The sequence below is a fragment of the Paenibacillus montaniterrae genome (genome assembly GCF_018403185.1).
In the GTDB taxonomy this organism is placed as follows: domain Bacteria; phylum Bacillota; class Bacilli; order Paenibacillales; family Paenibacillaceae; genus Pristimantibacillus; species Pristimantibacillus montaniterrae.
Window position 1 is genome coordinate 501217 of record NZ_BOSE01000004.1, and the last position, 25927, is coordinate 527143.

26 protein-coding genes are annotated in these 25927 nt (G+C 45.4%); 3 read left to right on the plus strand and 23 right to left on the minus strand.

Going from position 1 to position 25927, the window contains the following annotated elements:
• Positions 1-37: 37 nt before the first annotated feature.
• The 3 genes from tkt to KJS52_RS13785 all read right to left on the minus strand — a co-directional run bounded on the left by tkt (position 38) and on the right by KJS52_RS13785 (position 4173).
• Entirely contained in the window at positions 38-2050 is a 2013-nt protein-coding gene (tkt, locus tag KJS52_RS13775) for a transketolase (protein ID WP_213516072.1), read from the minus strand.
• Between the two features lie 87 nt (positions 2051-2137).
• Complete coding sequence (gene purU / locus KJS52_RS13780) at positions 2138-3025, minus strand: formyltetrahydrofolate deformylase (RefSeq protein WP_213516074.1); 888 nt, start codon at positions 3023-3025, stop codon at positions 2138-2140.
• Between the two features lie 32 nt (positions 3026-3057).
• A complete protein-coding gene (locus KJS52_RS13785; protein ID WP_213516080.1) occupies positions 3058-4173 on the minus strand; it encodes a deoxyribonuclease IV in 1116 nt (371 codons plus the stop codon).
• Between the two features lie 197 nt (positions 4174-4370).
• On the opposite strand from KJS52_RS13785, the gene KJS52_RS13790 reads away from it, so the two are divergent.
• On the plus strand, positions 4371-4799 hold the full coding sequence (locus KJS52_RS13790; RefSeq protein WP_213516082.1) for a DUF2621 domain-containing protein: 429 nt from the start codon (positions 4371-4373) through the stop codon (positions 4797-4799).
• 56 nt (positions 4800-4855) lie between these two features.
• A complete protein-coding gene (locus tag KJS52_RS13795) occupies positions 4856-5377 on the plus strand; it encodes a LytA/YqiH family protein (protein WP_213516084.1) in 522 nt (173 codons plus the stop codon).
• A 66-nt stretch (positions 5378-5443) separates the two neighbouring features.
• Here KJS52_RS13795 and thpD read toward each other — a convergent pair whose 3' ends face one another.
• The 8 genes from thpD to ehuB all read right to left on the minus strand — a co-directional run bounded on the left by thpD (position 5444) and on the right by ehuB (position 11682).
• A complete protein-coding gene (gene thpD, locus KJS52_RS13800; protein WP_213516087.1) occupies positions 5444-6319 on the minus strand; it encodes an ectoine hydroxylase in 876 nt (291 codons plus the stop codon).
• A 71-nt stretch (positions 6320-6390) separates the two neighbouring features.
• Positions 6391-6792 (minus strand): ectoine synthase, encoded by a 402-nt coding sequence (locus tag KJS52_RS13805; protein WP_213516089.1) that lies wholly within the window; start codon positions 6790-6792, stop codon positions 6391-6393.
• Between the two features lie 14 nt (positions 6793-6806).
• Positions 6807-8099: a diaminobutyrate--2-oxoglutarate transaminase gene (gene ectB, locus KJS52_RS13810; protein ID WP_213516190.1), complete on the minus strand. Its 1293-nt coding sequence runs from the start codon at positions 8097-8099 to the stop codon at positions 6807-6809.
• 24 nt (positions 8100-8123) lie between these two features.
• Positions 8124-8630, minus strand: a complete 507-nt coding sequence (ectA, locus tag KJS52_RS13815) for a diaminobutyrate acetyltransferase (RefSeq protein ID WP_213516091.1) — start codon at positions 8628-8630, stop codon at positions 8124-8126.
• Positions 8627-9469, minus strand: coding sequence for an ectoine/hydroxyectoine ABC transporter ATP-binding protein EhuA (gene ehuA / locus KJS52_RS13820; protein WP_213516093.1), 843 nt, complete (start codon positions 9467-9469; stop codon positions 8627-8629). The genes ectA and ehuA overlap by 4 nt, the downstream gene beginning before the upstream one ends.
• A complete protein-coding gene (gene ehuD, locus KJS52_RS13825) occupies positions 9466-10140 on the minus strand; it encodes an ectoine/hydroxyectoine ABC transporter permease subunit EhuD (protein WP_213516095.1) in 675 nt (224 codons plus the stop codon). Before ehuD ends, ehuA begins: the two co-directional genes overlap by 4 nt.
• Positions 10141-10144: 4 nt before the next feature.
• Positions 10145-10801, minus strand: a complete 657-nt coding sequence (gene ehuC / locus KJS52_RS13830; RefSeq protein ID WP_213516097.1) for an ectoine/hydroxyectoine ABC transporter permease subunit EhuC — start codon at positions 10799-10801, stop codon at positions 10145-10147.
• Entirely contained in the window at positions 10801-11682 is an 882-nt protein-coding gene (gene ehuB / locus KJS52_RS13835; protein ID WP_213516099.1) for an ectoine/hydroxyectoine ABC transporter substrate-binding protein EhuB, read from the minus strand. The genes ehuC and ehuB overlap by 1 nt, the downstream gene beginning before the upstream one ends.
• Positions 11683-12122: 440 nt before the next feature.
• Between ehuB and KJS52_RS13840 the strand changes: the two genes are divergently transcribed.
• Entirely contained in the window at positions 12123-12542 is a 420-nt protein-coding gene (locus KJS52_RS13840; RefSeq protein ID WP_213516100.1) for a hypothetical protein, read from the plus strand.
• A 132-nt stretch (positions 12543-12674) separates the two neighbouring features.
• Here KJS52_RS13840 and KJS52_RS13845 read toward each other — a convergent pair whose 3' ends face one another.
• From KJS52_RS13845 to KJS52_RS13900, 12 genes are all read right to left on the minus strand, one after another.
• A complete protein-coding gene (locus KJS52_RS13845) occupies positions 12675-14396 on the minus strand; it encodes a DUF6382 and FHA domain-containing protein (RefSeq protein ID WP_213516102.1) in 1722 nt (573 codons plus the stop codon).
• 61 nt (positions 14397-14457) lie between these two features.
• A complete protein-coding gene (locus KJS52_RS13850; RefSeq protein WP_213516104.1) occupies positions 14458-14970 on the minus strand; it encodes an A24 family peptidase in 513 nt (170 codons plus the stop codon).
• Between the two features lie 70 nt (positions 14971-15040).
• Positions 15041-16009 (minus strand): TadE/TadG family type IV pilus assembly protein, encoded by a 969-nt coding sequence (locus tag KJS52_RS13855; protein WP_213516106.1) that lies wholly within the window; start codon positions 16007-16009, stop codon positions 15041-15043.
• Entirely contained in the window at positions 15969-18173 is a 2205-nt protein-coding gene (locus KJS52_RS13860; RefSeq protein ID WP_213516108.1) for a hypothetical protein, read from the minus strand. Before KJS52_RS13860 ends, KJS52_RS13855 begins: the two co-directional genes overlap by 41 nt.
• A 15-nt stretch (positions 18174-18188) precedes the next feature.
• Positions 18189-18884, minus strand: coding sequence for a hypothetical protein (locus tag KJS52_RS13865; RefSeq protein WP_213516111.1), 696 nt, complete (start codon positions 18882-18884; stop codon positions 18189-18191).
• Positions 18871-19080 carry a Flp1 family type IVb pilin gene (locus KJS52_RS13870; RefSeq protein WP_213516113.1) on the minus strand — a complete coding sequence of 70 codons (210 nt, stop codon included), beginning with the start codon at positions 19078-19080 and terminating at the stop codon, positions 18871-18873. The genes KJS52_RS13865 and KJS52_RS13870 overlap by 14 nt, the downstream gene beginning before the upstream one ends.
• A 21-nt stretch (positions 19081-19101) precedes the next feature.
• On the minus strand, positions 19102-20046 hold the full coding sequence (locus KJS52_RS13875; protein ID WP_213516115.1) for a type II secretion system F family protein: 945 nt from the start codon (positions 20044-20046) through the stop codon (positions 19102-19104).
• Positions 20047-20055: 9 nt separating this feature from the next.
• Positions 20056-20985 carry a type II secretion system F family protein gene (locus KJS52_RS13880; RefSeq protein ID WP_213516116.1) on the minus strand — a complete coding sequence of 310 codons (930 nt, stop codon included), beginning with the start codon at positions 20983-20985 and terminating at the stop codon, positions 20056-20058.
• Between the two features lie 38 nt (positions 20986-21023).
• The gene (locus tag KJS52_RS13885; protein ID WP_213516119.1) at positions 21024-22256 is read right to left on the minus strand and encodes a TadA family conjugal transfer-associated ATPase; all 1233 of its coding nucleotides are present in this window, start codon (positions 22254-22256) and stop codon (positions 21024-21026) included.
• Complete coding sequence (locus KJS52_RS13890; RefSeq protein ID WP_213516121.1) at positions 22253-23398, minus strand: P-loop NTPase family protein; 1146 nt, start codon at positions 23396-23398, stop codon at positions 22253-22255. The genes KJS52_RS13885 and KJS52_RS13890 overlap by 4 nt, the downstream gene beginning before the upstream one ends.
• A 433-nt stretch (positions 23399-23831) precedes the next feature.
• Positions 23832-25139, minus strand: a complete 1308-nt coding sequence (locus tag KJS52_RS13895) for a hypothetical protein (protein ID WP_213516123.1) — start codon at positions 25137-25139, stop codon at positions 23832-23834.
• 31 nt (positions 25140-25170) lie between these two features.
• Positions 25171-25635 (minus strand): hypothetical protein, encoded by a 465-nt coding sequence (locus KJS52_RS13900; RefSeq protein ID WP_213516125.1) that lies wholly within the window; start codon positions 25633-25635, stop codon positions 25171-25173.
• Between the last annotated feature and the right edge of the window lie 292 nt (positions 25636-25927).

Here is a 25927-nt window from a genome sequence, read left to right on the forward strand (position 1 = left end):
CCCGCTACATGCAGGCTGCTCTCTACTTCCTATGCAATTACAGCAAATTTTTAACTTTGCTCACGACATTTTCAACCGTAAAGCCATATTCTTTAATGACACGGTCGCCAGGCGCAGATGCACCAAATGTTTCGATGCCAAGCACATCGCCTTTGTCGCCAACATATTTATGCCAGCCCATCGGATGAGCCATTTCAATGGCAAGACGAGCTTTAACCTCAGGCAAAATAACAGAATCTTTATACTCTTGAGATTGCTTGTCGAACAGCTCCCAGCTTGGCATGCTGATTACACGTACCGCAATGCCTTCTTCAGCCAGTGCTTTTTGAGCTGCAACCGCAAGCTGAACCTCAGAGCCAGTCGCAATAATTTGTGCAACTGGGTTAGCCGCGTCAGAGATCACGTATGCACCCTTCTTCACATTTTCGCGCGCACCGTTTACGCTGCCTTCAAGAATTGGCAGGTTTTGACGAGTCAATACAAGTGCCACAGGAGCACCTGTATTTTCTACTGCATAAGCCCAGGCTGCAGATGTTTCATTTGCATCAGCAGGACGAATTACAGTCAGATTTGGAATGACGCGAATAGACGCAAGCTGCTCAATTGGCTCATGCGTAGGACCATCCTCACCAACCGCGATCGAGTCATGCGTAAGCACGTAGATCGCAGGCACATTCATAAGTGCGGACAAACGTACCGCAGGACGCAAATAGTCTGTAAATACGAAGAATGTACCGCCATACACCTTTAGACCAGCATGCAGCAGCATACCGTTCATCGCTGCAGCCATACCGAACTCGCGTACACCAAAGTAAATGTTGCGGCCAGCATAGTTGTCAGGCGTGAAGCTTTCTTCGCCGTTAATATGAGTCATAGTAGAGCTTTCAAGGTCAGCGGAGCCGCCCACGAGGTTCGGAACGTTTTTCGCCAAGCCGTTAATCGCTTTACCAGAAGCAACGCGAGTAGACATTGCTGCATCTCCTGCACTGTATACAGGCAAATCAGCATCCCAGTTTTGCGGCAACGCGCCGGAAACTGCCAATTCAAATTGCTGTGCCAGCTCAGGATAAGCAGCTTTGTACGCCTCGAACATTGCATTCCACTCAGCATTTTTCTTCTCGCCTTGTGCTTTTACATCTGCAAAATGAGCGCGGACTTCATCCGGCACATGGAACTCATGATTTTCATCCCAGCCATAGAACTGCTTAGTAAGCTTCGTTTCATCAGCACCAAGCGGAGAACCATGCGTACCGCCATGACCGCCTTTGCCGCCTTTGTTTGGAGAGCCGTAGCCAATTACAGTTTTCACTTCGATAAGCGTCGGCTTGCCAGTTTCTGCTTGCGCAGCTGCAAGCGCCTGATCAAGAGCAGACAAATCATTGCCATCATAAACGCGCAATACTTGCCAGCCATAGCCTTCAAAGCGGCTTTGAACAGTTTCGGAATAGGAAAGACCAAGCTCGCCATCTAGGGTAATATCGTTGGAATCATACAGCACGATCAATTTGCCAAGCTTAAGGTGACCAGCTAAAGAAGCCGCTTCATGAGATACGCCTTCCATCAAGTCGCCATCGCCGCAAATCGCATACGTATAGTGGTTCACAACGTTGAAATTATCTTTGTTATATGTAGCACCCAATTGTGCTTCAGCCATTGCCATACCTACAGACATCGCAATCCCTTGTCCAAGCGGACCAGTAGTCGCATCTACGCCAGCAGTATGTCCAAACTCCGGATGACCTGGAGTTTTGGAGCCCCATTGACGGAATTGCTTCAATTCATCTAGCGGCAAATCATAGCCGGACAAATGAAGCAAGCTATATAGCAGCATTGAGCCATGACCAGCGGACAATACGAAGCGGTCACGGTTAATCCAGGAAGGGTTCGCCGGATTGTGATTCATCATTTTCGCAAATAGCGTATACCCCATTGGAGCCGCTCCCATTGGCATGCCAGGGTGTCCTGATTTCGCTTTTTCAATGGCATCGATTGCTAATGTACGAATCGTGTCAATTGAAAGCTGTTCAATAGATTTTTGAGAAACAGTCATTTCAGTTTCCTCCTACGTTTTCTCTTTTAATACTTCCTCTAATAGACAAACTATCACAAATTACTCTGAACATTGTACCATCACTTTTTAATTAAATACAACCGTCTTATTCTGATGGACAAGGATTCGGTCTTCCAAATGCCATTTCACCGCACGAGCCAATACGACCTTCTCAATCGTGCGTCCAATCCGCTTCAAATTATCAATATTGTCGCGGTGAGTCACACGCTGAACATCCTGCTCGATAATCGGACCAGCATCAAGCTCTTCCGTAACATAATGAGCCGTCGCACCGATAATTTTTACGCCGCGCTTGTAAGCTTGAGCGTAAGGGCTGCCGCCGATAAATGCCGGCAGGAAGGAATGATGAATATTGATGATGCGATTCGGAAACTCCTCGATAAATTTCGGCGGTATAATTTGCATATAGCGAGCCAGTACAATGAGATCAGCCTTGCCTGACACGAGCTCCAAATGCTTGCGTTCTGCTTCGGCCTTCGTATCAGCCGTAACAGGCACATGGTAATAAGGAATGCCGAAGGATTCCACTTGCTCCTTCATATCAGGATGGTTGCTGATGACCATTGTAATGTCTGCGTCCAGGTCGCCAGATTTCCACTGCCATAGCAATTCATTCAAGCAATGATCCTCCTTCGATACAAAGATCGCAAGACGTTTTTTGCGACTGGCGCGGAAGGTGCTCCATTTCATCTCAAAGCGATCCGCCACGCGATGGAAATCCTCAACAAGCACAGGCAGCTCTTTTTCCAGGTCATTCAAATCAAACTCAAAGCGAATAAAGAACATGCCGCCTTCAGGGTTCATAGTATACTGATCGGATTGCACAATATTAGCGCCGTGATCATGTAAAAATTGCGATACCGTCGCCACAATACCAGGACGATCAGGGCAAGATATAAGCATTCTCGCACGATTTTCATATGTGCTGGAATGTTGGCTTGTTACTTGTGACATAATAACCTTCCTTTTCAACTCTAATAAAATATTTATACTGCACCGGATAATAGCGCAATCAGGCGTTGATTGATTTCCGCCTCTGACAGTTGCTGCTCCAGCGCTTTCCCTTCTACTACCATATCATATAAACGTTCAAGCGGCTCGCGCTTGTCCGCTTTTTTCGCTTTTGCATCCGTTCTGAGCAGTTCCCATGTTTCTGCAACAAATGCTTGCGGCACAAGCTCCTGCGATTTAAAGAAATGGCGAATGCGCTCTACGTCTTCAATAAATTCTCCGCCAAAATGATCCTGCACATTTCCGCGCAGTAATGCAATTTCTACTTCGTACATCGGCGCAACATGCTTGGAATCCTTGCCGATCCATGGCGTTTCAAGGATAAACGGTCTGCCTTGCAGCGCCTCGTGGTGAACGACATTGCGAATCGTATCAAAGCCAATATAGCCAGAGCCAATTGGCGCATGTCTATCCTTGTGGGCGGCGATGCCGTTTTTGCTGTCGTTAATATGAACAACGGCGATGCGATCAAGCCCTACGATTTCATCGAATTGCTTCAGCACTCCGTCCAGATCATTTACAATATCGTAGCCAGCATCATGAATGTGGCATGTATCCAAACATACCGTTAAACGTTCATTTTGTTCAACCTTTTCTATAATAGAAGCAATCTCTTCAAACGTTCTGCCGACCTCAGTGCCTTTGCCGGCCATCGTCTCAAGCGCGATATTGACATTCGTTTCAGATGTGCCTGACAGCACCTCATTCAGTCCTTGGGCAATTCGATTAACCCCAAATTCTGCATCCTTATCGGTATAGGCGCCTGGATGTAGCACAATATTTTTTACACCAATATATTCGGTACGTCGAATTTCTTCCTGCAGGAAGCTCACGCCCAATTCATACGTATCTTCCTTATAAGAACCTAAATTAATAATGTAGGGAGCATGTACAACAATCTCGTGAATTCCCGCTTTTTCCATCATGGCCTTGCCTTCTTCTATAAACATCGTGTCGATAGGCTTGCGGCGAGTATTTTGCGGCGCACCTGTATAAATCATAAAGGTGCTTGAATCGTAGGACAACGCCTCATTGACGGCCGTTATAAGTCCTTTATCAGAAAATGATACGTGAGATCCAATTTTCAACATATTTTTAACTCTCCTTCTGAGGTTAATCACACTTTATTGTAGTGCAAGCCTATGCGATTCTGCAAGCTTAAAACAGCTATCTTGCTACATCTTACCCATATTTAACATATTCCAACTGAAAAACTGAGCAATTGCGACAGGTTCGCGCTATAATTTAGAAGGAGAATACGCTATAATTCATTTTGAGGTGAATACATATGCAGGATTGGTTTATGTACTTTATTATTTTTTGGGCTATTGTCATGCTTGCTGCAATGGGGATCGGCGGCTTCTTTATGTTTCGTAAATTTCTTAAAATCATGCCGATGCGTGATGGTAAATCAAAGCTGGATTGGCAAAATCACTGGGTAGAAGCAAGTCGGCATATGTGGACAGAGGAATCGAAGGCGTTCCTGGCCGAGCTGGTGTCTCCAGTTCCCAAGCCATTTCGCGATATTGCCTCTCATTCTATTGCAGCGCGAATCGGCCAAGTAGCCATAGAAAGCGGAGCGAAAGAAGTAACGAAGGAGCATTGTATAGAAGGCTATATTCGTGCAACGCCCAAGCGCGATTACAATAGCTTAATTTCATTTTTGAACAAGAAACAAATCGACTATAAACGTTATGAGCATCTGTTTAACAAATAATAAGTGCAACCTTTATCAAGAAGATTGCGTATATATATGTAGGAGGTGGCTTTATCATGAAATGGAAAAATAAAGTTAAACGCACAGCCACAACTACAAGCGCGATTATTTTAGCGCTAATGCTAGCAGCTTGCAGCGACAGCAACAACAATAATAATCCGATCGCTCCTTCAGCTACACCAGATACTGAGCAAAGCGAGCAAGGCAATATCCCAACAGACACATTGCCTGAGGATACAGGCGCTCTTGATCCCGGCACGCTAAACCCTGATGACACCGCTACTGGTGGAAACAACACATCTGGAGGAAACAACAACGCATCTGGAGGAACTAATACACCGGTACCAGGGGATACAGAAAGTGATACGAAGCAAGCCGAAGGCGTCTATGTCGGAGCTGCCGACAATCACACGCTTGAAATTAAAATCGGCAATGATTTTAGAACATTTCAAATTGATGATAGCTTTGCCTACGTTATTGATGAATTTGACAGCGACCAAGCCGTTAGCATTGAATATGTAGAAAAGAACATTGATGGCATTACGCAAGATTGGATCACGAAAATAGAGAAAAAATAAGTAAATCAATACTTACACCAAGCAACGCCAGTCACCGAGAGGAGACTGGCGTTGCTTGGTTTTGAGTTATGATCTTGCGGCAATATATTGCGGTCTCGGCTTGCTGCTTGAAAATGGCTCCTGCAGCTTGTTTTCAACACTATTGTATACGAAAAATGCATTGCTGCGTGGATAAGGCGAGATATTCGCACTCGAGCCATGCATAACATTACAGTCGAAGAATAGGACGGAACCCGCTTTCCCGATCGGCATTTCAATACGGCTCTCATTCACAAGCTTCGTTAAGCTTTCTTGGTCTGGCACACCGTACTGCTGGCGGCGAAGCGATTCCTTATAATGATCCTCGGGTGTTTCGCCTACACAGCTCACGAACCACTGATGAGATCCAGGAATAACCATTAATGAGCCATTGTAATAAGTATTATCCTCAAGCGCAATTGAGCAGCTTAGCGCACGCATGCGCGGCATGCCGTCCTCCGCGTGCCACGTTTCAAAATCCGAATGCCAATAAAACTCCTTACCCGTAAAGCCAGGCTTAAAATTAATTCTTGATTGATGCACATATACCTCACCGTCTAAAATCTGTTTTGCAACCGCCAGCAATCGAGGAGAGCTTGCCAGCTGCTGAAAAAACGCATCGTCACGGTGAACAGCAAAGATCGATCTAACCTCTTCGCTTTCAGGCTCCAGAATTACCTCCGGACGCGTAGAACCATGCGCCTCTGTCAGCAAACGCTTCGTCTCTGACTTGAATCGAGCAACCTCATCCTCATCAAAGAAGGACTGCAAAAATAAGAATCCATTTTGCTCATAAAACTCCAGCTCTGACGTCCCGATTTCGCTCTGATTCAATGTTTTTTGATATACAACCGGGTCCTTGCGCTCCAAAAGTGATGGAACAGCTGATTTACGAGTTGGATAATCATCTACTAATTGCTTCATTAAACAAAACCCCTTTAATAAAATTTTTTCAACATTCGCCGTCGAATCCACTCCGAAGCGATGCATCGTCATCAAAGTCCAGCTTTTTGAACTTCCTCTGGGACATAGGCTCCTTCTTCATCATGCACCTCTGCCCCACTACATGCCGGGTTAAACACACAAATCATTCGCATATCTGTTGTTCCTCTAAGCAGATGCTTTTCATGTCCATTCAGCACATACATCATCCCGGCTTCAATGCGGTATACTTCATTACTCTCAATCAGCTCGATCTCGCCTTCGCCCTCAATACAATACACGGCCTCTACATGGTGCTTATACCAAATCTTTGTTTCCGTGCCAGCTTTAATAATCGTGTCATGCAAGGAAAACCCTACATTGTCCCTTTTAAGCAGCAATCTGCGGCTGTTCCAATTTTGCGTATCAACATCACAATCTGTACCAATAATGTCACGTAAATGTCTAACGATCATGCCAGGTGTCCTCCTTACACATTTGCTATAGGTGCTCGCGCTTCAAGCTTAATGTCATTCATGCACTGCTCCAGCAGCTGAAGTCCTGTCTCCAAGCCTTCCATGTCAATCGTCAATGGCGGCATCACCTTAATAACCTCGCTGTTGGTGCCTGAAGTTTCCATAATTAATCCTTTTTCAAAGGCAAGCTGCGAAATCTGTTCTGCCACTCCCTCTTCCAAGGCAATGCCCTGCATTAAACCAAGTCCTCTATGCTCACCATTTAACTCGGGATAGTTACTGATGATGCGTTGAAGGGAGCGCTTCACCTTATCGGCCTTGACTGCTATGTCTGCAGCGAATTGTGAGGTTTTCCAATAGCGAAGCGCTTCCGTTGCCGTTATAAACGCTAAATTGTTTCCGCGAAACGTGCCATTATGCTCTCCTGGCGACCATTGGTCATGCTCTGGCTTCATTAATGTAATTGCCATTGGAAGTCCGTAGCCGCCGATTGATTTTGACATACAGATGATGTCGGGCTGGATTCCGCTTCGCTCAAAGCTGAAAAACGTGCCGGTTCGACCGCAGCCCATTTGCACATCATCGACAATAAGCAGCATGCCATATGCTTTACATAGTCGTTCCAGTCCTTTTAGCCATTCCGAGCTTGCAACGTTGATCCCCCCCTCACCTTGCACCGTCTCGACAATAATCGCTGCTGGAAGAGATACCCCGCTGCCGCTATCCTGCAAATAGTTTTCGATAAACTTCAACGTATCGATTTCCTTTCCCATATAGCCGTCATAAGGCATAGAGATGGAATGATTGAGAGGAACTCCCGCACCAGCTCTCTTGAATTTGTTCCCTGTTACAGCAAGAGCGCCAAGCGTCATCCCATGAAAGGCATTCGTAAAGCTCATAACCGTCTGCCGCCCGGTTACCTTGCGGGCCAGCTTCAATGCGCTTTCCACTGCATTCGTGCCTGTTGGACCAGGAAACATCACTTTGTAAGTCATATTTCTTGGCTTCAAAATGATTTCGTTGAATTCGCTCAAAAACCGCTCCTTCGCTTCAGTCGCCATATCCAGACTATGTGCAACACCATCTCTCATGATGTAATCGATTAGCTTCTGCTTCATTTGCGGCTCATTATGACCATAGTTTAAAGCTCCTGCACCAGCGAAGAAGTCAATGTAGCCATTGCCATTTGAATCCCATAATTGATAGCCGGTTGCCTTCTGAAACTTTGTTGGAAATGAACGGCAATAGCTTCTAACCTCAGACTCCAACACCTCAAATAACTGTAGATCCCTCGTTCCATTTAACATCTTCTTCATGGTTGCTTCTCTCCCTTATTCTCTTTTTAGAGGACCGATGATGCACAAGTCCTCCTGTTCATGCCGTTGATCTGGAAAATCCGCCTCCGCAAAGCAAGCTGACTGTACGATGTCAACATGTTTGGAAGCTGCCCACTTTTCAAACAGTCGTCGTGAGGAATAATTCGATGGTGAGATTGTCGCTTCTACATATTGAATATCAGGCTGCTCGACCAATTGATTAAGCATCTTCATTGCAATCCCGGAGCCTCTATATTGTTTCTGAACAGATATTTGCCAAATAAAAAGTGTACTTGTGCTGGAAGGCTTGCGAAAACCAATAATCATGCCGACAGGACGATTGGTTTCTATATCTTCAACAAGCAGGCAGCTCTGCGAAAACCAATGGCTCATCGCCAGGTAGAAATACGGGGAATTCAGATCAAGTTTGCCACTATCTCTTACCAGCTCCCACAGCTTTGCGCCATCAGCTTTGCTTGGTGCCCGGAATCGCAGCGCATCTATCAAATTTGGTTTGCTCATTCTGCACCTGCTGCAGCGGTTTCCGAGGCTAGCCCGTATTGACGCTCTTTCAAAAACCTCGTTAAAAATGCTTGAAGTCTTGGACTTTGCGGATTCTCAAAAATTTGCTCTGGCGTTCCTTGCTCTACAATAACCCCGCCATCCGTAAACAGAATTCGATCAGCGATCTCTCTAGCAAAGTCCATCTCATGTGTAATCAACAGCATCGCCGTGTCCTTCTTTTCAGCAATTCCTTTAATGACATCCAGTACTTCTCCAACCAGCTCTGGATCCAGTGCCGAGGTTACTTCATCAAATAGCAAAATTTTGGGCTCCATTACGAGCGCTCTGGCAATCGCTACCCTCTGCTTTTGCCCTCCCGACAGCTGCGCTGGATATTTCTTTATATGATCCTGCAAGCCCACTTGCTGTAGTAATTCAAGAGCACGCTGCTGTGCTTGAGGTTTTGGTATTTTTCGCACATGCACAAGCGCCTCCATTACATTGCGCAATATGGTCATATGAGGAAATAGATTAAAATGCTGAAAAACCATGCCAATGCTGCTTCTCATCCGATGCAAATGCTTTTCATTAGCGGTGATTAGCTTGCCTTTGTGCTGCATATGCCAGAGCAACTCTCCATTAACTTCAATTGTTCCCGAGGTAGGCTGCTCCAATGTCATTAGCAATCGAGCAATCGTTGTCTTTCCAGATCCACTGGGCCCAATAAGGGCAATTTTCTCGCCAGGCATAATATCAAGATCCAGCCGTTTCAACACAACACGTTGATCAAATACCTTCGTTACGTTGCGATAGCGTACAATAGGCTCTGCTGAAAAATTTTTAATATTCTGACTCATTTAATTGCTGCACTCCCTTCTCTTGCTTGCATTCTCCTCTCCAAAGCGCGCACGAGCAAAGCCGATGGGTAGCTAAGTACTAAAAAGATTAACCCTACCAATGTAAGAGCTTCAACATATTTGAAAGAGGATGAGCCTAGCGTTTTGGCTGTCATCAGCAGCTCAACTAGCGTAATGGCAGATAATGTAGGTGTTTCCTTGAACATCGTGATGAGGTAATTACCCATAACAGGAATCGTTGGCGGTATCGATTGCGGGAGAATAATCCGCAGCCATGTATTGGTTTTTGTGAAGTTAAGCGCGGTCGAAGCTTCCCATTGTCCTTTCGGCACCGCTTCGATACCGGATCGATAAACCTCAGACAAATAGGTTGAATAGTGAATACCAAGCCCAATCATTCCAGCGACAAACGGCGATAAGGTTAGACCAATGCTGGTCGGAAGAACAAATACTAATACGAACAATTGAATGATAAGTGGTGTTTTTCGAATAAAGTCTGCAATAGCTGACACAGGCAGCGATAGCCATTTGTTTTTGGATTGCTTGGCCATTGCTAGCGGAGCACCCAGGGCACAAGCAAAAATAAAAGCTGATAGCGTGGCCGCTATTGTAATCGGCACGACCTTTAATAGTTGCGGGAGTATCTCCCACGTGTAATTCCAATCCCACATCTGACTATCCCCTCCCTACAGCAGCTTTACGCTCGGCCAGGCGGATCACATAGGTTAATAGTGTTGCTGCAGCATAATAAAGAATGAGAATCCATGTAAATATGGCGGTTGTTTGCGAGATATCATAGGTACGAAGCATCATTCCCTGATAGGTGAGGTCGGTCAAAGTAATGAGATAGACAAGTGAAGTTCCTTTCAGCAGCTCAATCTGTAAATTGCCAAAGCTGGGGAGCATCATTGCCCAAGCTTGTGGAAGAATAATATTTTTCATACGTTGAAACGGAGTAAAGTTGAGTGCAATAGAAGCTTCAACCTGACCTTTTGGGACCGCAGCAATCGTGCTTCTTACAACCTCTGAGCCATATGCGCCGTAATTGAGTCCAATTGCAATAACAGCTGCCGTCATGGCAGGTATCCGAATATCCAGCAGGATTGGCAATGCAAAGTACATCCAGAACAGCTGCACAAGCAAGGAGGTTCCGCGAAATAGCTCAACATATACAGCTGCTGTGCCGCTAATAACGCGAAAGCGCGACAATCGGGCAAAGCCTGCAACAAATGACAGAGCTAAGGCAACAAGTGTGCTGTACATAGTAATGAGTAATGTAACCTTGAGCCCGCTAAGCAGCGGAGGCAATAATTCAAGTGAAAATAAATCCATTAGTTCAACAGCTCTTCCGTGGTCATATCACCTGGAAGCTCCTGTTCAGTAAATCCAAACGACATCAATATGTCAAGCAGCTCTCCAGACTCTTGCAGCTTCTGCAGCTCTTGATTAAAGGCTTCACGAAATTCGTCATCCTCCTGTCTGAATACAGCTGCACCATAGCCGCGAACACTATTTCCATCAACGATTGGCTGCTCAAAATCCATGACACGCTCAATTTCACTATCCTTTGCGGAATCCAGCACCGCCTGCAGAGATGGCCCTGTCATCGTAATTACATCTGCACGACCTGATTGCAAAGCAGAAATAGCAGATGGCTGATCAGGAACCGTCACGATTTGGCTTTCTTGCACCCCGACACTTTTCAAATAATTTACCTCGATCACGCCCACCATTACCGCTACCTTCACATCAGGATTATTTTTAATATCTTCATAGCTGTGAATATTGAGCGGATTCCCTTTTTTAACTGCAATCGCTTCACCGATGCTGTATTCTGGATTAGCAAAGTCAACCTGCTCTGCGCGCTCCTTCGTTATAAACATCCCAGCTGTAATTAAATCAAAGCGCTGTGCCTGCAAACCTGGAATTAAAGAGCCGAATTCTGTAAGCACGCCGTCCATTTGCTCGATCCCCAAATTCGTTAAAACCTTGCGTGCAACCTCTACAGACGCGCCTGTCAGCTTTCCATCCGGTGTGGCATAAGCATAGGGCATCTCATTAGCGAAGCCTACTGTAATAAATCCTTGACGCTTGGCTTTGTCCAGTGTTGTCTCGGAGGACTCTGCTTGATTAGTGTTATTCCCGTTGCTGCTGCATCCAGCCAGCAGCAACATGACCATCAAGCAAAATCCCAGGTACTTCGTACATTTCATTGCATGTTCTCCCTTCCGTAATTTGAATACGGTTACTAGGATAACACACTGTTCAATTCTGCTCACCCTTGATATATTCCCATATCCTGGGCTCTCCTTTGTTAAGCTAGTATGAGAGGCGATGACCTAGTCGATTCAGGTTAATACTGCCATATCCTCCCAAATGCTATAGGATATAATTTATAAAAAAATCGCTTCTTATATAGAGAAAATAAGAGAACAAAAGAAGAAATGTTATTTATTTAATAATTCCGTTCAAATCGGACGTAAATGGTCAATAATCAACGAAAATCGACAAATTTAAAGTTGATAAAAACTGGTCTCGGTTGTTCAAGACCAGCTTGGTTGGCGTACTGTAAGAGAAGATCGTTTTGGACATCGTGTGTAATAATGAAACTTATATTAAACAGCTTTCGTCGGGAAGATAAAGGGGGCGTACGATGAAAAATATAATGCTAGTCGCTTTTTCTATATGTTTATTGTTCTTGACTGGATGCAGTCAAAACAAAGCTGCAACGGCTGCAGCAGAAGTTAAGCCTATTCAAGTTTTTTATACAAGTACGATTGACAATATTGACCGTCTGGAAATACTCCGTTCTGACGGAGCCCGGAAAAATTCAACTAATAGCGCAGCTATTGCTGCTTGGCTTGAGCAAATCGGGAAATTGGAAGTTACAACGGAGCCTGATCCGGAGGAGTCCTCTGGTGTACTGTTTTCCATTACCTGCTATGAAAACAATGAGGTAGTATTGAGCCTAGCTCCACAAGCAATCAACGGTACCACGATTCTAGTAAATGAAGAGCTTGTAGATGCGATGCACGCATTATGGGACTCAGGCAACCTCATTGAGATGAAATAGCATTATGCTCCAGTTTCGTTTGTTACCCATCATCTCTTGCACGTCGGATGTTTTCCACTCAACAATGTGTGCATAAATAAACATGCACAGTGCAGTTCCCCTTCAGCTGTTCTGTGCATGTCGCTATTTTATTCAGCTTACAAGCTCATAGACAGGACCTTCACGGCTTGCCAACTGCAGTCTGTCTCCTTTTTGCAGTGGATAAGTTTTATAAGCGATCATCAGCTGTCCGTTCAAATAGGTTCCATTACGCGAGCCGACATCCTTTACCTGCAAATGACCATTCGACAGCTCAAGCTCCAAATGGATGCGAGATACCCCTTTGGCTGCCTCGCGGTAATGAACGCCTTCATCGGCACGTCCAATTAAAAAAGACGCTTCTACAATACTAATCCGTTCCTCTATCCCATTCATACTTCTCACAAGCATAGGCTCAGCCTGCTGCAGCAAAGAAGTCGCTTGCTGCTCATCCAGCTTGACGGTTGCCAGCTGGTTTGGCTTCTGCTGCGGCTTATTTCTGCCATCCCTAATGTTGTCCTGCTGGATGTTGTCCTGCTGGCCCGCGGCTGTCTTATCCAGCATGCCTGCTTCAGGCAAGCTTACAAGCGCATCCCCTATTCCCGATTTTGCAGCTTTTGGCGGAGAGCCAGCATGAATAGCTTGAGCCAAGCGTGCTGATGCATTAGCTGCATGCTCCGTTACCAAATCAAATGCGATTGGCTCTTCCAGCCTGCCTGAAGCAAACAGCGCCTGTATCGGCTTAAGCAGCATATAGCCAAGCAGTGCGAGCAAGCCCGCTGTAATGCCACAGCATAACAGCAGCTGCTCGACTGTTTGCTGCGGAACATATAGCTTAACCCAGCTAAATCCGATCGCCGCCAAAACAACGCCCACTAAAGCATAATGCTTCCATGATAGCTTGTGCTCGTTTGTCTCCTCCTCGTAAAGATCGTCGTCATCCTCCAGCTCCTGCCAGCGATTAAGATCGGGGAGATCAGATGCCAAATCGTTCTCGGAATGCGCTGCGTTCTCCGCCTCTTGCTGCAGCTTATCCTTTCCTTGAGCTCGATTAGTTTCGCTGACTGCAGAAGCCTTGTACTCTGTTATCGAAGCATGCTGACTTCCCATCATGCTACTCATCATGCTACTCATCATGCTACTCCTCATACTATTGCTGCTTGTATGCTGACTGGCTCCTGCATGCTGACTGCGCCCTGCATGTTGACTGGCTCCTGCATGCTGACTGGCCCCTGTATGCTCATAAGATTGCCTTGCAGTGCTTTTGGCTTGCTCGTGGATGAGATCAAGCAGCAATTGCCTTAGCGGAGCAATCGGCAGCTTCTCGGCAGACAGAAGCTGCAGAATGCGATGATAGCTCTTGGCATCCAAATCATCGACAAGCCCCGACCAACGAACGGCAAGCAGGAGCAGCTGCTGAGCCTGCTGCTCATAAACTGGCTCATGCAGCGGCAAATAAGCTAGCACAATTCGTTCTTGCTGCTCGTCTATATAAAGCACATGCTCATCAATCAGACAGCATTCAGGGCGCAGCATATATTCGTAGCATGTCGCCAGCGCATCCGCAAGAGATAGCAGCAGGCTGTAATAGCGCTGCATCGTTAGCTGCTGCGTACGCAAATAATGGGTGAGCATGCGGTAGCCTTCAATGTGATAGCTGAAGCTAATGCTGCCGTCAACCTCCAGCCAGTTTAGCGGCAGCAGCGTGCTTATCGAGTTTTCAGCAAGCATATGCAATTCAAGCTCATGCAGCTCTCGTCTTGCGAAGGTCTCTTTACTGGAGATCATCATTTGATGGCCTTTATAGTTGTTGAAATCAATAACTAGAGCTTTCATTTCTACAGCTCCTCCTTTCTTTATGTATACCTGCAAGGCACGCACTTACGCTTTCCACGTACTACAAGCTCATCACCCAAATCGCCAGCATCGCTGGTGCAACAGCAAGCATAAACGGAAATTGATGAAGCTTATGAATGCCAAACAGCAGCAGCTTGTCATTCGAAGGAGCTTCGATCAGCAAAGCATTGGAAAAATAAGAATGACGTTTGGCGAGCTTTAAAAGCATCCGATATGCAAGAAAGCCGAGTGATATAAACCCTCCGAAAATAAAAGATGCTGCGATAAGCTGGATAACCGTTCCTGCTCCAACAATTGCACCAAAGCCTGCAAAAAGCTTGACGTCCCCCGCTCCAATGCCTTTGCACCAATAAAGCAGCAGCATCGGAATAAAGCCGGCAGCTAGCCCTAATAGTGAAGCAGCAGCTCCAGCCAGACCAGCAAATGCTATATGATAAATAAACCCAGTCAATACAGCCATGATCGACAGCCAGTTCGGAATGCGAAATTGGGTAACATCATAAAACAACGCGATAACTGCAATTCCAAGCGCTAGCCATAAATGAATACTCATTCTTTCCTCCTCTGACGCCAGACTTGCGGTAATACAGAGCAGCAAGCCTGGCAACGGCAAACTAAAAATTCTACTTCCTTACTTCAAAAGGATGCTTGAGCTTGGCCTGCTGCTCAGTAAGCGTTAGCTCCAGCATCCACTGCCCTGGTGTTGTATTGCCAGATACATGCCAGGTCCATTCCACTTCACCTTTTTCGTTGGAGGTGGTTACTCCCAAGTTTTTGGCAACACTTGATCCGCTTTTATAAAATACATCAAGAGAAATACTCGAGCTTGGCAATGTAATCGCCTTAATTGTTGCTTTTCTTCCTGGCTTCAAAGGATTAGGCTCGATAGAAGTAATATAAATATAAGCTTCTTCCTCAGATTCATTAATTTCATAGCCGGCTGCAAGCGCATCTGGCAGCCAAACCCGCTGCATCGCTTGTTCTCTTACGCTTAGTGTATGTCCAAAAAAGGGGAGTGAAAAAGGAAGGTCGTATTGCAGAGCGACAATTACATCATGATTGCTGTTGTGAATCAGATCAGGCAGCTGCAAATATACAAGCTTGATTCCCTTCTTGTCTAAAACAGGATGCTGAGCTGAGCCAACAATTAGCTGCTCCAGCAATTCCTGGCCAATTACTGTCGTCGCCAAATTAGTTGCCGGCCAATAGTTGCCTTTAGCCCCTTCCTTCACGATCGTATCAAGCGGGTGCGGCAGCATTTCTCCCAGCTCATAGACTAGCTCCGCAACTCCTTCATCGGCATTGCGATAGCTGCCCTGCTCATTGGGCAAGAGCTCGTTATTGATATAATTCGAGGTTAGCGCTACCGGGTGAATGTAATTGGCCAGTCTTTGCGCGGATTGAGAAGCAAGCTGCTGCAGCGCCATTTGCGCCGAGATCGCCATAATTAGCACATAGAAGAAAAACAAGAACACAATAAAAAGCGGCATAACAAGCGCTGCTTCAAATGTAATCGAACCGTCCTCATTAGCAAGCTGCCTCGATTTTCGCTTAATACGAAGCGGAAATGAGCTCGGATCTTTGATAAGCATTGCCCTCCACCTCACTATCCATCGGACTAATTGCCCCCGCAATATTAGATAGCCCTGGCAGCGACCAAAGCGTCATGGACAGCTCCACCTGTGCCGTAATTGAAGTTGGCACTGCAAGCAGCGTTAATCCCGTATTATGCTCAATAACCGCAATCATTCTTGAAAGCCTCGCTTCCTTTCCACCCCTGTGCAGCAGCAAAAACAAACGCAAATATTGCTTGTAGTCAACCTGAACCGGAGCATAGCGCGACAACTCCGTTTTTCCTTCGCGCACCAGTTCTCCCATATCTGCTACTGCCTGCTTAATGCCATGCACTACAGCTGCGCCAAATATAAGCAGCGGGTGAGTTAGCGCACGATTGGCAACAAATCCTTCAATTGTACGAATCGCAAAGCGTACTGCAAATATTTCACCATATGCAAGCAATACATTGGCAAGCGGCTCATGTATGCCATACAGGATGTATTCAATTTCCTGCTGCGAAACTTCCAGCAGTTCCTGCGACAGCTTGCCTTCGTCAGTAAGCTTTCCCATAGGAAAACTCGAATATTTGCCCATTACAAACTCGTTCAAGTAAACATGATCTCTTACCGCAGCTGAAGCATTTCCCATTAGCTGCAAAATGCTCGATAGCTGTGTAACAGAACTGGCAGCCTGCTTTTTACTACTCCCCGTCAGCTCCGGAGAATCTTGTTCACTGCTTCTTTCACTAGCGTTTCGTTCACTATTCGATTGATAGCGCTTCTGCAGCTCATCATAGCTTGCCTGTACGCTTTGCATTCCCTCCTCTGCGCTAAGCAGTGCCTTAATAGCATCGAGTGCTGCGATACTTTCCTCGAATTGCTGCTCGTATTCAGCCAACTGAGAGCTTATTTCGCGCGAGCTCCCCATGCTTTGCTCCCATTCTGCAAGCAATACAGCCGGCGATTCATAATTAGAACGGTACTGCTGAATACGACTGCTAAGATCGACTACGAGCAGGTTCGCTTCATTTAGTCTTTGATTTACTTCGATATTAATCGTCGGCTGATCCACCAGGCTGCGTATTTGGCTGCCAAGGGCGCTTCCATCCTGTAAAATTTCCCGTAATGAAGCTTGCTGCTCGCGAACGGCTCTGCGATATTGATTGTAATACTGCTCGCCTCGGATCATAGAGTCGTCAAAGTCCAGCTTGTCCAGCTCATTTTTCAGCTCGGATGAACCGTCTGTCAGCGACCCGGACTGCCCTTTTAAATAGAGCTGGTATTGAATATTAATCGTTTGATCCAGGGCGCGCGCCTCCTGCAGCAAATTATCGATTTGATCAGCCAACTGCTCGCTTTCTACAAGCAGACGTTCAGTTTCGGTACTAAGCGCAGTGGTTACATTAGCTGCGGTATAGAGATAGGAGCTGATCTGGGAGCTGTATTTATATCTCCTCTCCTCTAGCTCGATTAGCTGCTCTACATCCAAAACATCAAGCTTCTGAGCAATTTCGAGCGACAAGCTGGACTCAGAGCTAAGCCAGGAAACATATTGCGTATAGCTGTTTAATGTGCTTTGAGCACTCGATGTTGCGGCTGTCGGGAAGCCCGACGTTCCAAGCTTCTCACCTAATTGGCGCTGCAAACTGAGTGCTTGCTCCAGCTTCTGTTCGCGATCCTCAAATAATTTTTCCAGCTCTGTCATGACGGTCATCATGCCTTCTGCTTTCGAAACCGCATCCTTTAACGGCAGCCATTGCTCGAGCAGTTCAAGTGTAAAATCAATCGGAGCTTTATACTTCATCTCCTCCATCACTTGACGCTCAAATACGGCGTGCTGTCCTAAATATTCCGTTTCAAACAATTCAAAACGTTCGAGCTTGGGCTGTACAAAATCGCTTCCTTGATCAACAGAAAATATCGACAAGCTATTTAATAGATTCAGCTCCATAGCCTGACGAAACAGCTGCTCAGCATCGCTGCCTCCCCTGGCAAAAAGTCCGTATCGCCTATACAGCTCTCGATCATAGGCGGAGATGACAGACTGCGCAGAAAGCTTCAGCGCAGATTCTGTCGTCCGTTGAAACAATAAAATACGAGAAAAGTCAATGAGCACCATTAAAAATACAACGAGAAACATCATAATGAGGGTACAAAATATCGTTACCGTACCATCGCTGCGAAAAAGCCAGTTTTTCAATGGGCACCCTCCTTGTTAGGAGGAGAAGGACTTTACAGCCTTCCCTCCTTTTGTTTTCCACGCTTGCTTTTGCTCATTGCTCAAGCTGGAAAATTTGTCAACATAATATAAAAACAGATCAATGCTTCTAATAAATTGAGTCGGGGCATGTATGTCGTATTGTGAGGCGTAGGAAGGGGGTGGCAGCAATGCTTGCTGCTGCCAATATAAAGGAGAAATGTCTTTTTCCAGCTGTACCGTAATCGTCGGTATAAACGTTTGATGAGTCAGCGCAACGCGGCCTTGAACACCGCTTTTCGTTTGCACAATATAGCTTTGCGCCTGTGCCAGCCGATCATCGACAAACTTGCCTGCTGGCTCTATAGCTGCAGCATCTCTAGCAACGATCACCTCTTTTTGCTTGCCGCTGCTTGGCAATGAAATCAAGCTTTTGAGCAGTAGCGCAGAAAGCTCATGCTCATATAAGCTATAATAGCTTTGGGATGTTGACTGAGCTGTACGAAAGGAACGCTCGCGCCCATCCCAGCTATAGCTGGCGCGCTCTGCTGAGGTTAAGCTAATGTACTGCACATAGACCTGCTGATACCCATAAACGGCTACAAGCAGCATAATGAGGATTAAAGCAATAATGAGCGGAAATACAAGCATTGCCTCCACCGTTGCACTGCCGTTCTCATTTCTTGCCCAATCTTTCAGATTACTTAAACGCATTATCAATTCCAGTTTTCGATTTATTGACTAATTTATTGACCTGCTCCATAATGAAATCCTTAAAAATAATGAAGATAAGCACCACAACAGCAATAATGAGTACAACCTCCAGTGTGCCGATTCCTTGCTCGTTGCGCCAAAACGCCTTCAATTCCTGCTTGGCGTTAGCTAGCTTCAGCTTCCAACTATTTTTCATAGCAATTCCTCCAACCTTTCATTACATATTTTGCATCATAAATATTGCCGGCGCGACAATAAGCACCATTAGCAGCAATAAAATGCCGACGAGAGGAAATATCATTTTGGATGACGCCTCTTCTCCTTTTGTGCGCGCCATTGTTTTGCGCGTTTCCCACAGTGACAAGCTTAGCTCTTGAACGGATGAAAGAAAATGCTCTCCTCCCTTGCGGTAATTCAGCAGCAAAATTGTAGTCAGCAGCGACATTTGCTGAACTGCACAATTGCGATTAAGCTTTTCGACCACAACGGAAAACGATACGCCGTTTTTCAGCTCATGGACTGCTTCATTCCACTCGACATATAGCGGATGATCGCTGGCTTGCTTATGCTGTGCACACTTTATAAAGCCCGTCTGTATAGAGTCGCCCGCTCCCACTAACAAGGTAAGTCGTGTCAGCAGCTTGGGCAGCTCCATCAGCATTGCTTTGCGGCGCTGGGCCAAAGCAGCCTTTGCGCTTTGAAATACATTCAGTACCAGCACGATTGCAATCACGAGCGAGATTGCCGCAATCGCCCATTCCTCGGCTGCATAAGCCAGCCAGCAGCCAACAACCAGCACCAGCAAAGCTTGTCCTACAGCTTCATTCAGCACATAAATCGTACCGTCAAAGCTCCATTGGTAGCGATGCAATTGCAGCATATAGCTATGCAGTACATGTAGCAGCGTCATGGCACGCTGTTCAAGTCCAGCCACATTGTACAGTCTATATGCAGGTGCATAAATGAGCTTAGAGGATGGCTTGCTGCTCTTTTTTCGCTTGGCTTGCGGCTTGCCTGATGCAGCCTGCTGGCGCTGCCTGGCCTCCTGCTTTGCTAAAGTGACGCCTGCTATAAACTGCTCACTGGGCAGCAAACTGGAACGCAGCCCCTGCAGAGCCAGCAGCAGCCAAAGCAACGTAACGAGAAACGCAGCGATCAGCATGTCTATCACCTACATTCTAATTGTCATAATTTTGTCCATTAGCCAGAACAGCAGCAGGAGCAGCAGCAATACGATCGTTAGCAGCGAATAGCCTAGCGGTGTTTGCAGCGTCTCCATATAAGAAGGAGACATGGAATGAAAAAATTGGAGAAATACGAAAGGGGCCGCCATCATCATTCTTCCTTCAAGCTTTTTCTGGGCGAGCAGCACTTGAATTTCATTGTCGATTGCGATTTGCTCACTGAGCATCGTTGCTGTTCGACGCATAACAGACAGTAGATCACCGCCGCTGCGCTTGCATGTTTGCAGCGCCTCAACGAACTGCGTCAATTCTTCAATATTTGCCCGTTCTGCAAGCTTTTGCAGACTTAGCTCGATGCTTTCGCCGTTGCGAATACGATGGTTAATAATGTCCAGCTCTGCAATAAGCTCAATGTTGGAATTCGGATAAAGCATTGCCATATCCTGACCTGCCACTGCAAAGCAATTTTCCAGGGAGCGGCCGGCCGCCAGAGAAGATACAAGCGACATGAGCACATCCTTGAGCTGCAGCTTCATTCTTAGCTTGCGCCTCGCAATAAGTCTCAGGCGATCATAGGGGAGCAGCAGCAAAGAAAAAGGAGCAAATAATAACGAAAGCAGCCACGATTGATAAAAGCTGTATGTGGTGAATATGAGCAGTGCGCTCCAGCTTACAAGGCTTTTGGCAAGCTCAAACCTGGACAGTACATACTGATCATAATTGACTAGCTGCAATAATACCTTCTGCTCTTCCCCAATCGTTGGAGCGCGCGGCTTGTAGATAAGCTTGTGCTTGCTGTGCACACTTATTTGCTGCACAAAGCGCTGGATAAAAGCTGTCGGACTGCTTTGTTGACCCTTGCGCTTGCTCTGCTTGCCAGCTATGTTAGCGGATTTGACTTTCATTTGTGCTTTCAATCGATCACCTCTTTTCCGAAGCTTTTGTTTTGTCTGTTTTACTTGGATGATTTTGCTTGCTCTGGCAGGGTTAAACCTGCCAGCTTTAATTTTTCGGTACGATGCAGCGGGAAATCCGTACGCTTTAGGCGCAAGCGCTGCTCAGGCTCGTCGCCATCATATTGAAATAGTGGCTGCAGAACGATTTCCCCATTGCTCATCCCGACAATTTGGCTAATTTCATATACGCCGCGGCTGCGGTCCTGAAATCTGGTCAAGTGAACCATAATATCAATAGCTGAGCTGATTTGACTGCGTACAACAGGCAGAGGCAGCTCGCTGGCGCTCAACACCATCGTTTCCAAGCGTGACAGCATGTCCCACACATTGTTGGCATGGCCGGTGCTCATGCTTCCGTCGTGCCCAGTATTCATTGCCTGCAGCATATCAAGCGCTTCCTTGCCTCGCACCTCTCCGACAATAATGCGGTTGGGACGCATTCGCAACGAGGCTCTGATAAGATCTCGAATCGAGATTTCCCCTTTGCCTTCCGTGTTTGCATTGCGCGTTTCCAGCGAGACCAGGTTGTCGATTTCCCGGATTTGCAGCTCCGCTGCATCCTCAATCGTAATAATCCGCTCATCACGTGGAATATAGCCAGAGAGCGCATTTAAGAAGGTGGTTTTGCCTGAACCCGTACCGCCGCCAATAAAAATGTTATACTTCGCCTGCACTAATGTTTCTAGCCACTGTGCAGCTTCTTCATGCAGCGCGCCCTTTTCAATTAATCGCTGCATGGTTAGCGGCTGCTCGGGAAATTTACGAATCGTGACGCATGGCCCTCGCAGCGCGATTGGCGGCAGTACAATATTGACGCGGGAGCCATCTGCAAGCCGAGCATCGACGATCGGCGATGCTTCATTCACTACGCGATTGATGGGAGCGACGATTTGCTGGATCAAGCTCTCAAGCCGTTCACGACTTTCAAACTTCAAATCTAGCTTTTCCACATAGCCATCACGCTCGATAAAAATATCATGCTCGCTGTTAATCATAATTTCTGAGATTGCTCGATCCTCCAGCAGCGGCTGCAGCACATCTAACCCGCGAAAGCTGTAGTATAAGCGGCTGACAAGCTCCAGCTTATCACCTGTTGAAATATGCTTTTCAGCCGCCCAATTCAACACCGCTTCCTCAATCCAGCCCCGCAGCTCTTCATCAGATAGTGCCTGTGAAAATAGATGGTGAGCGCGCAGCTGCTCCCTTATATCCAGCATCGCCTGCTCGATCATACTACCTTCTCTCCCGTAAGCAGAGGCTGGATGCAGCGTTCTACAGCAGCCCGATAGTGAACTGAGCCAAGCAATACCGGATCGCCTTGCTGCCACGCTTCAACATATGGCAAGCTTTCCAAATCGGATACGGACGAGCCTGGCTGACAGTTGCCATAAGGCTCGCTCAAAACAAGCAATCGCTTATGCTGCAGCTCCTCCAGCGCTTGAGCATTGTGCCGCTCGACGCAGGACATTGCAAGCTGATGCTTGCGCTGCCAGCCGGGCTGAGGCAGCAGCAGCATATAATGCGCATGGCACTGCTGCAGCAACGGCAGTGTCCAGTCGTCAAGTCCCGCAGGCAAATCAACAAGAACATGATCAAATAGCCCGCTTTCTGCAATTGCAGCTACCAATCGCTGCGCGTCTTCCGTCGTAAGTCCCCTGCGGTCGGCTTCGTGCTGAAAAGGACGCAGCATGTAGAAGCTGTATTCTTCGACTGCAGCAGCATGCTCAGCCAGCCACTTGCTGGCATTTTGCCTGCTCTTTACGACATATAACAAATCAGAGTAGGAAGCCGCTTGCTCTTGCAGCACACGGCCTGCCAGAAACGAATCGGACGTATTCCAGCGCTCAAGATTGCAGTAAAAAACGCGGTAGCCCTTGCTTGCAAGCAGCGCCGCAACGTGCAGCGCCATCACCGTTTTACCCGCCTGCTCCAGCGTCGAGCAAAAAGCGATCGTTTGCTGCCTGTCATCCGTTACGAGTCGTTTTTTTGCATGCCCGCTTCTAAAGCGCTCATAGCGCTGCTGCATCCCATGCAGCAAGGCAGAAACCGATTGGAACTTGTACAGCTCATGCTCCAGCAGCTCGCGCCGCTCGGCAGCAAGCACAATGATAGGGATAGCTCCTCGCTTGCTCGTATAGACCAGCTCATCAAGCTGTCCGCCACCGGCTTGCAGCCTTCTTAACAGCGAGCTGTGCAGATGCTCCTCGACAATGATCAGCTCCATTCGCTCCAATTCAGTAAGCTGATGAATTCGCTCAGGATTCGTATAGAGCTGCAGCCTCCATGTATGATAGATTGGACTGCCTTTCATATAGCTCATCATTCTCGTTACATATTCTGTATCTGACGAAATAACTGCGACAGCAATACTCAACGCTCTCCCTCCAATCGCAACAAAAAAAGCACCGCATAGCATGCTGTCAAAGGACAACATGTATACGGTGCTTCCGTCTCTTATTATTTCAAAATGTAGCACAGCAAGACAATATTTGTCAACCCATTTTTTAGAGGTAGTTCAAAAAATTCGACTTTGATGACGATGCAATGCTTCGTTGCTTAGTTGACGGCGAAATCCATATAGAGCACGTTACTGTGCATTTAATCGAAGCTGTATAGCTAGCAGATGTTGATTAAACAGGGCATAAGTTTTCAGCTAGAAATATGGTAAAACAGAGGGAGGTTAAATCTCAGTCGATTCAAACTCCCTCTGTTGCTTTAGAAAACTGGTTACATCCCGGCATCTTTGATAGCCTATATAAAGTTGATTTTTGAGTAATTAGATACTTATTCGGCTAATAAGTGAATTGTTAAGTATTGCTATATGAAATAGTGGCCGAATTTGTTCGAGTACTATATAACGTACTTCCTGTGTTCCCGTAAACAGGAACAGAAAAGCTAGCAGTAAGGCTCTTAGAAGTACTTGCTTTGTTAACACCGATAACAAGATTTGCCGTGTAATATTCGCCTATATCATAAAGTCTAGTATTTTTGAATGAAAAATCAGCTTTTCTCGTAACATCTGTGCCTCCAAAATAAACTGTAGTCTGTGTTGACTGTGATGCATCAAGATCATAATTCTCCCATAAAGTCACACTACTACCAACTGATACAGGTCCCTTACCAATAGATAAGTCAGCAGAAATACTATAAAACGGTCTTTCTATAAAGTCACCATACCAATTAGTTTTCTTTACAAAATCGACATAAGAATTACCCGAGAAATTAAAGTTAATTTTTATAGGGTTCGTGTAGGCTCCAAACCAAATTGCTGTTTCTGCATTAGGAACATTTTGATAATTTCCTGGACCACAATTATATGTAAGAGATTGGTAGTCTACTCTAAGATTTGCATAGACGCTATCTGCATCCCCCATAATTGAACTACCAACAATGCTCGCCTTTGCAACTTTAGAATGTGATTCATTGCAACCATTTCCGTAAGGATTAGTATAAGTAATATTCCCTGAGATATTTACCTCTTTAGAGTTGTTGACTCCTGCAAATGGTACAATTATATTATCTTCTTGATATTCACCTTCAACGACTTTATATATCCATGCATCTGTTACACTATTTGAATATTCAAAGTTACTTCCATCTACATTGTCTAATCCTAAATCTTTTGCAGGAATATCAAATGAGATTAAATCACGAGTTTTCTCATCGAAGAAATATAAAATTAATGTTTTTTGTCCTACTAATGCTTTATCAGAAACAAGGTCATAATCATTGGCTGACGATTTTAGCGCTAATCTAACTACACTTAGTTCACTTTCACTTTCGTTTACCACGTCAAAAACAGTATCAGCTTTGTTTATTCCGGATTGATAGGCGTCACCTTTAAAGGCAAATACTTTTTTCACCTCTTTATACTGTACTTCTCCTGAAAGAGTAATGACGTTTCCGTCAAAAACATAATCATTAATCTTTAATACCGATAATGATTGATTCACTGAAGGAGATTTGATATTTTTGTCATTTGAAACTTTATTTTGCAAATTCACTAAAGCAACACCACTATATTCTTCTTCAAACTTTAATTCTAACGGACTAGCAAATGCATGAACAGGAAGCATAACAAGAATAAGAATAATCACTACGATTAATCGTTTCATAAAAATCCCTCCACATATTTATTCATTACGACTATAAAAACTCTTTGTTTTCTAAAATGACAGATAGTAAAATCTCTTCGAATTCCTTTACGCTATCAACATTTAGCACGTCATTTTCAAATAGCTTATCATTCAATAAGTTCATATCATGTTGCAGTGCTGAGAAATATTCGAATTTATATTCTAAACTTGAATTAGTAAGCACTTCATATACAGTTAGTTTATAGTGTCTAAAGTAGTTATAGTAAGTACCACTAGGACTAAGTATAAACAGAGTATCCATTTTCTCTAAATTTTGTAAAAGATGATATAAATATGTTTGTTTGTTTTCTGTTGTTTGTAGATTCTCCAACGTACTATTTGTTGAATCGATTGCGGAAGCGAATGCTTCAAAATATTCTTTCTCTTTACTTACCTTATCACGATAAAAAGAAATATTTATGATTACACTGATTATTAAAAGTACGACAACACTATACTTAATCCATTTTTTCATGTTTTCATGTACCACCTCCTTCCTATCTATATGGCACGCACACGCTTATCCTCACGTAGCCACCTATAAAAACTAAATCAATTAGTTAACAATACAAACACTATCATGTTTTTAACAAAAATAGTAATTTTCTTCATAAGATGACTATTTTATATCATATTTGTTGAACATGACTTATGCAGTTCACGAGATTAACTGGTAATGGTGAGAATCTTTCCTTGAATAAACGGGCCACCAATACATAGCAAGCTGCGACGGCCAAAATTCAGAAATAAGTGTTGCAAAACGGCGT

What these genes read in the sequence shown, in the direction of transcription:
- tkt (WP_213516072.1), bottom strand. Translation starts at nt 2,050, where the DNA reads ATGACTGTTTCTCAAAAATCTATTGAACAGCTTTCAATTGACACGATT.
- purU (WP_213516074.1), bottom strand. Translation starts at nt 3,025, where the DNA reads ATGTCACAAGTAACAAGCCAACATTCCAGCACATATGAAAATCGTGCG.
- KJS52_RS13785 (WP_213516080.1), bottom strand. Translation starts at nt 4,173, where the DNA reads ATGTTGAAAATTGGATCTCACGTATCATTTTCTGATAAAGGACTTATA.
- KJS52_RS13790 (WP_213516082.1), top strand. Translation starts at nt 4,371, where the DNA reads ATGCAGGATTGGTTTATGTACTTTATTATTTTTTGGGCTATTGTCATG.
- KJS52_RS13795 (WP_213516084.1), top strand. Translation starts at nt 4,856, where the DNA reads ATGAAATGGAAAAATAAAGTTAAACGCACAGCCACAACTACAAGCGCG.
- thpD (WP_213516087.1), bottom strand. Translation starts at nt 6,319, where the DNA reads ATGAAGCAATTAGTAGATGATTATCCAACTCGTAAATCAGCTGTTCCA.
- KJS52_RS13805 (WP_213516089.1), bottom strand. Translation starts at nt 6,792, where the DNA reads ATGATCGTTAGACATTTACGTGACATTATTGGTACAGATTGTGATGTT.
- ectB (WP_213516190.1), bottom strand. Translation starts at nt 8,099, where the DNA reads ATGTTAAATGGAACGAGGGATCTACAGTTATTTGAGGTGTTGGAGTCT.
- ectA (WP_213516091.1), bottom strand. Translation starts at nt 8,630, where the DNA reads ATGAGCAAACCAAATTTGATAGATGCGCTGCGATTCCGGGCACCAAGC.
- ehuA (WP_213516093.1), bottom strand. Translation starts at nt 9,469, where the DNA reads ATGAGTCAGAATATTAAAAATTTTTCAGCAGAGCCTATTGTACGCTAT.
- ehuD (WP_213516095.1), bottom strand. Translation starts at nt 10,140, where the DNA reads ATGTGGGATTGGAATTACACGTGGGAGATACTCCCGCAACTATTAAAG.
- ehuC (WP_213516097.1), bottom strand. Translation starts at nt 10,801, where the DNA reads ATGGATTTATTTTCACTTGAATTATTGCCTCCGCTGCTTAGCGGGCTC.
- ehuB (WP_213516099.1), bottom strand. Translation starts at nt 11,682, where the DNA reads ATGAAATGTACGAAGTACCTGGGATTTTGCTTGATGGTCATGTTGCTG.
- KJS52_RS13840 (WP_213516100.1), top strand. Translation starts at nt 12,123, where the DNA reads ATGAAAAATATAATGCTAGTCGCTTTTTCTATATGTTTATTGTTCTTG.
- KJS52_RS13845 (WP_213516102.1), bottom strand. Translation starts at nt 14,396, where the DNA reads ATGAAAGCTCTAGTTATTGATTTCAACAACTATAAAGGCCATCAAATG.
- KJS52_RS13850 (WP_213516104.1), bottom strand. Translation starts at nt 14,970, where the DNA reads ATGAGTATTCATTTATGGCTAGCGCTTGGAATTGCAGTTATCGCGTTG.
- KJS52_RS13855 (WP_213516106.1), bottom strand. Translation starts at nt 16,009, where the DNA reads ATGCTTATCAAAGATCCGAGCTCATTTCCGCTTCGTATTAAGCGAAAA.
- KJS52_RS13865 (WP_213516111.1), bottom strand. Translation starts at nt 18,884, where the DNA reads ATGCGTTTAAGTAATCTGAAAGATTGGGCAAGAAATGAGAACGGCAGT.
- KJS52_RS13870 (WP_213516113.1), bottom strand. Translation starts at nt 19,080, where the DNA reads ATGAAAAATAGTTGGAAGCTGAAGCTAGCTAACGCCAAGCAGGAATTG.
- KJS52_RS13875 (WP_213516115.1), bottom strand. Translation starts at nt 20,046, where the DNA reads ATGCTGATCGCTGCGTTTCTCGTTACGTTGCTTTGGCTGCTGCTGGCT.
- KJS52_RS13885 (WP_213516119.1), bottom strand. Translation starts at nt 22,256, where the DNA reads ATGATCGAGCAGGCGATGCTGGATATAAGGGAGCAGCTGCGCGCTCAC.
- KJS52_RS13895 (WP_213516123.1), bottom strand. Translation starts at nt 25,139, where the DNA reads ATGAAACGATTAATCGTAGTGATTATTCTTATTCTTGTTATGCTTCCT.
- KJS52_RS13900 (WP_213516125.1), bottom strand. Translation starts at nt 25,635, where the DNA reads ATGAAAAAATGGATTAAGTATAGTGTTGTCGTACTTTTAATAATCAGT.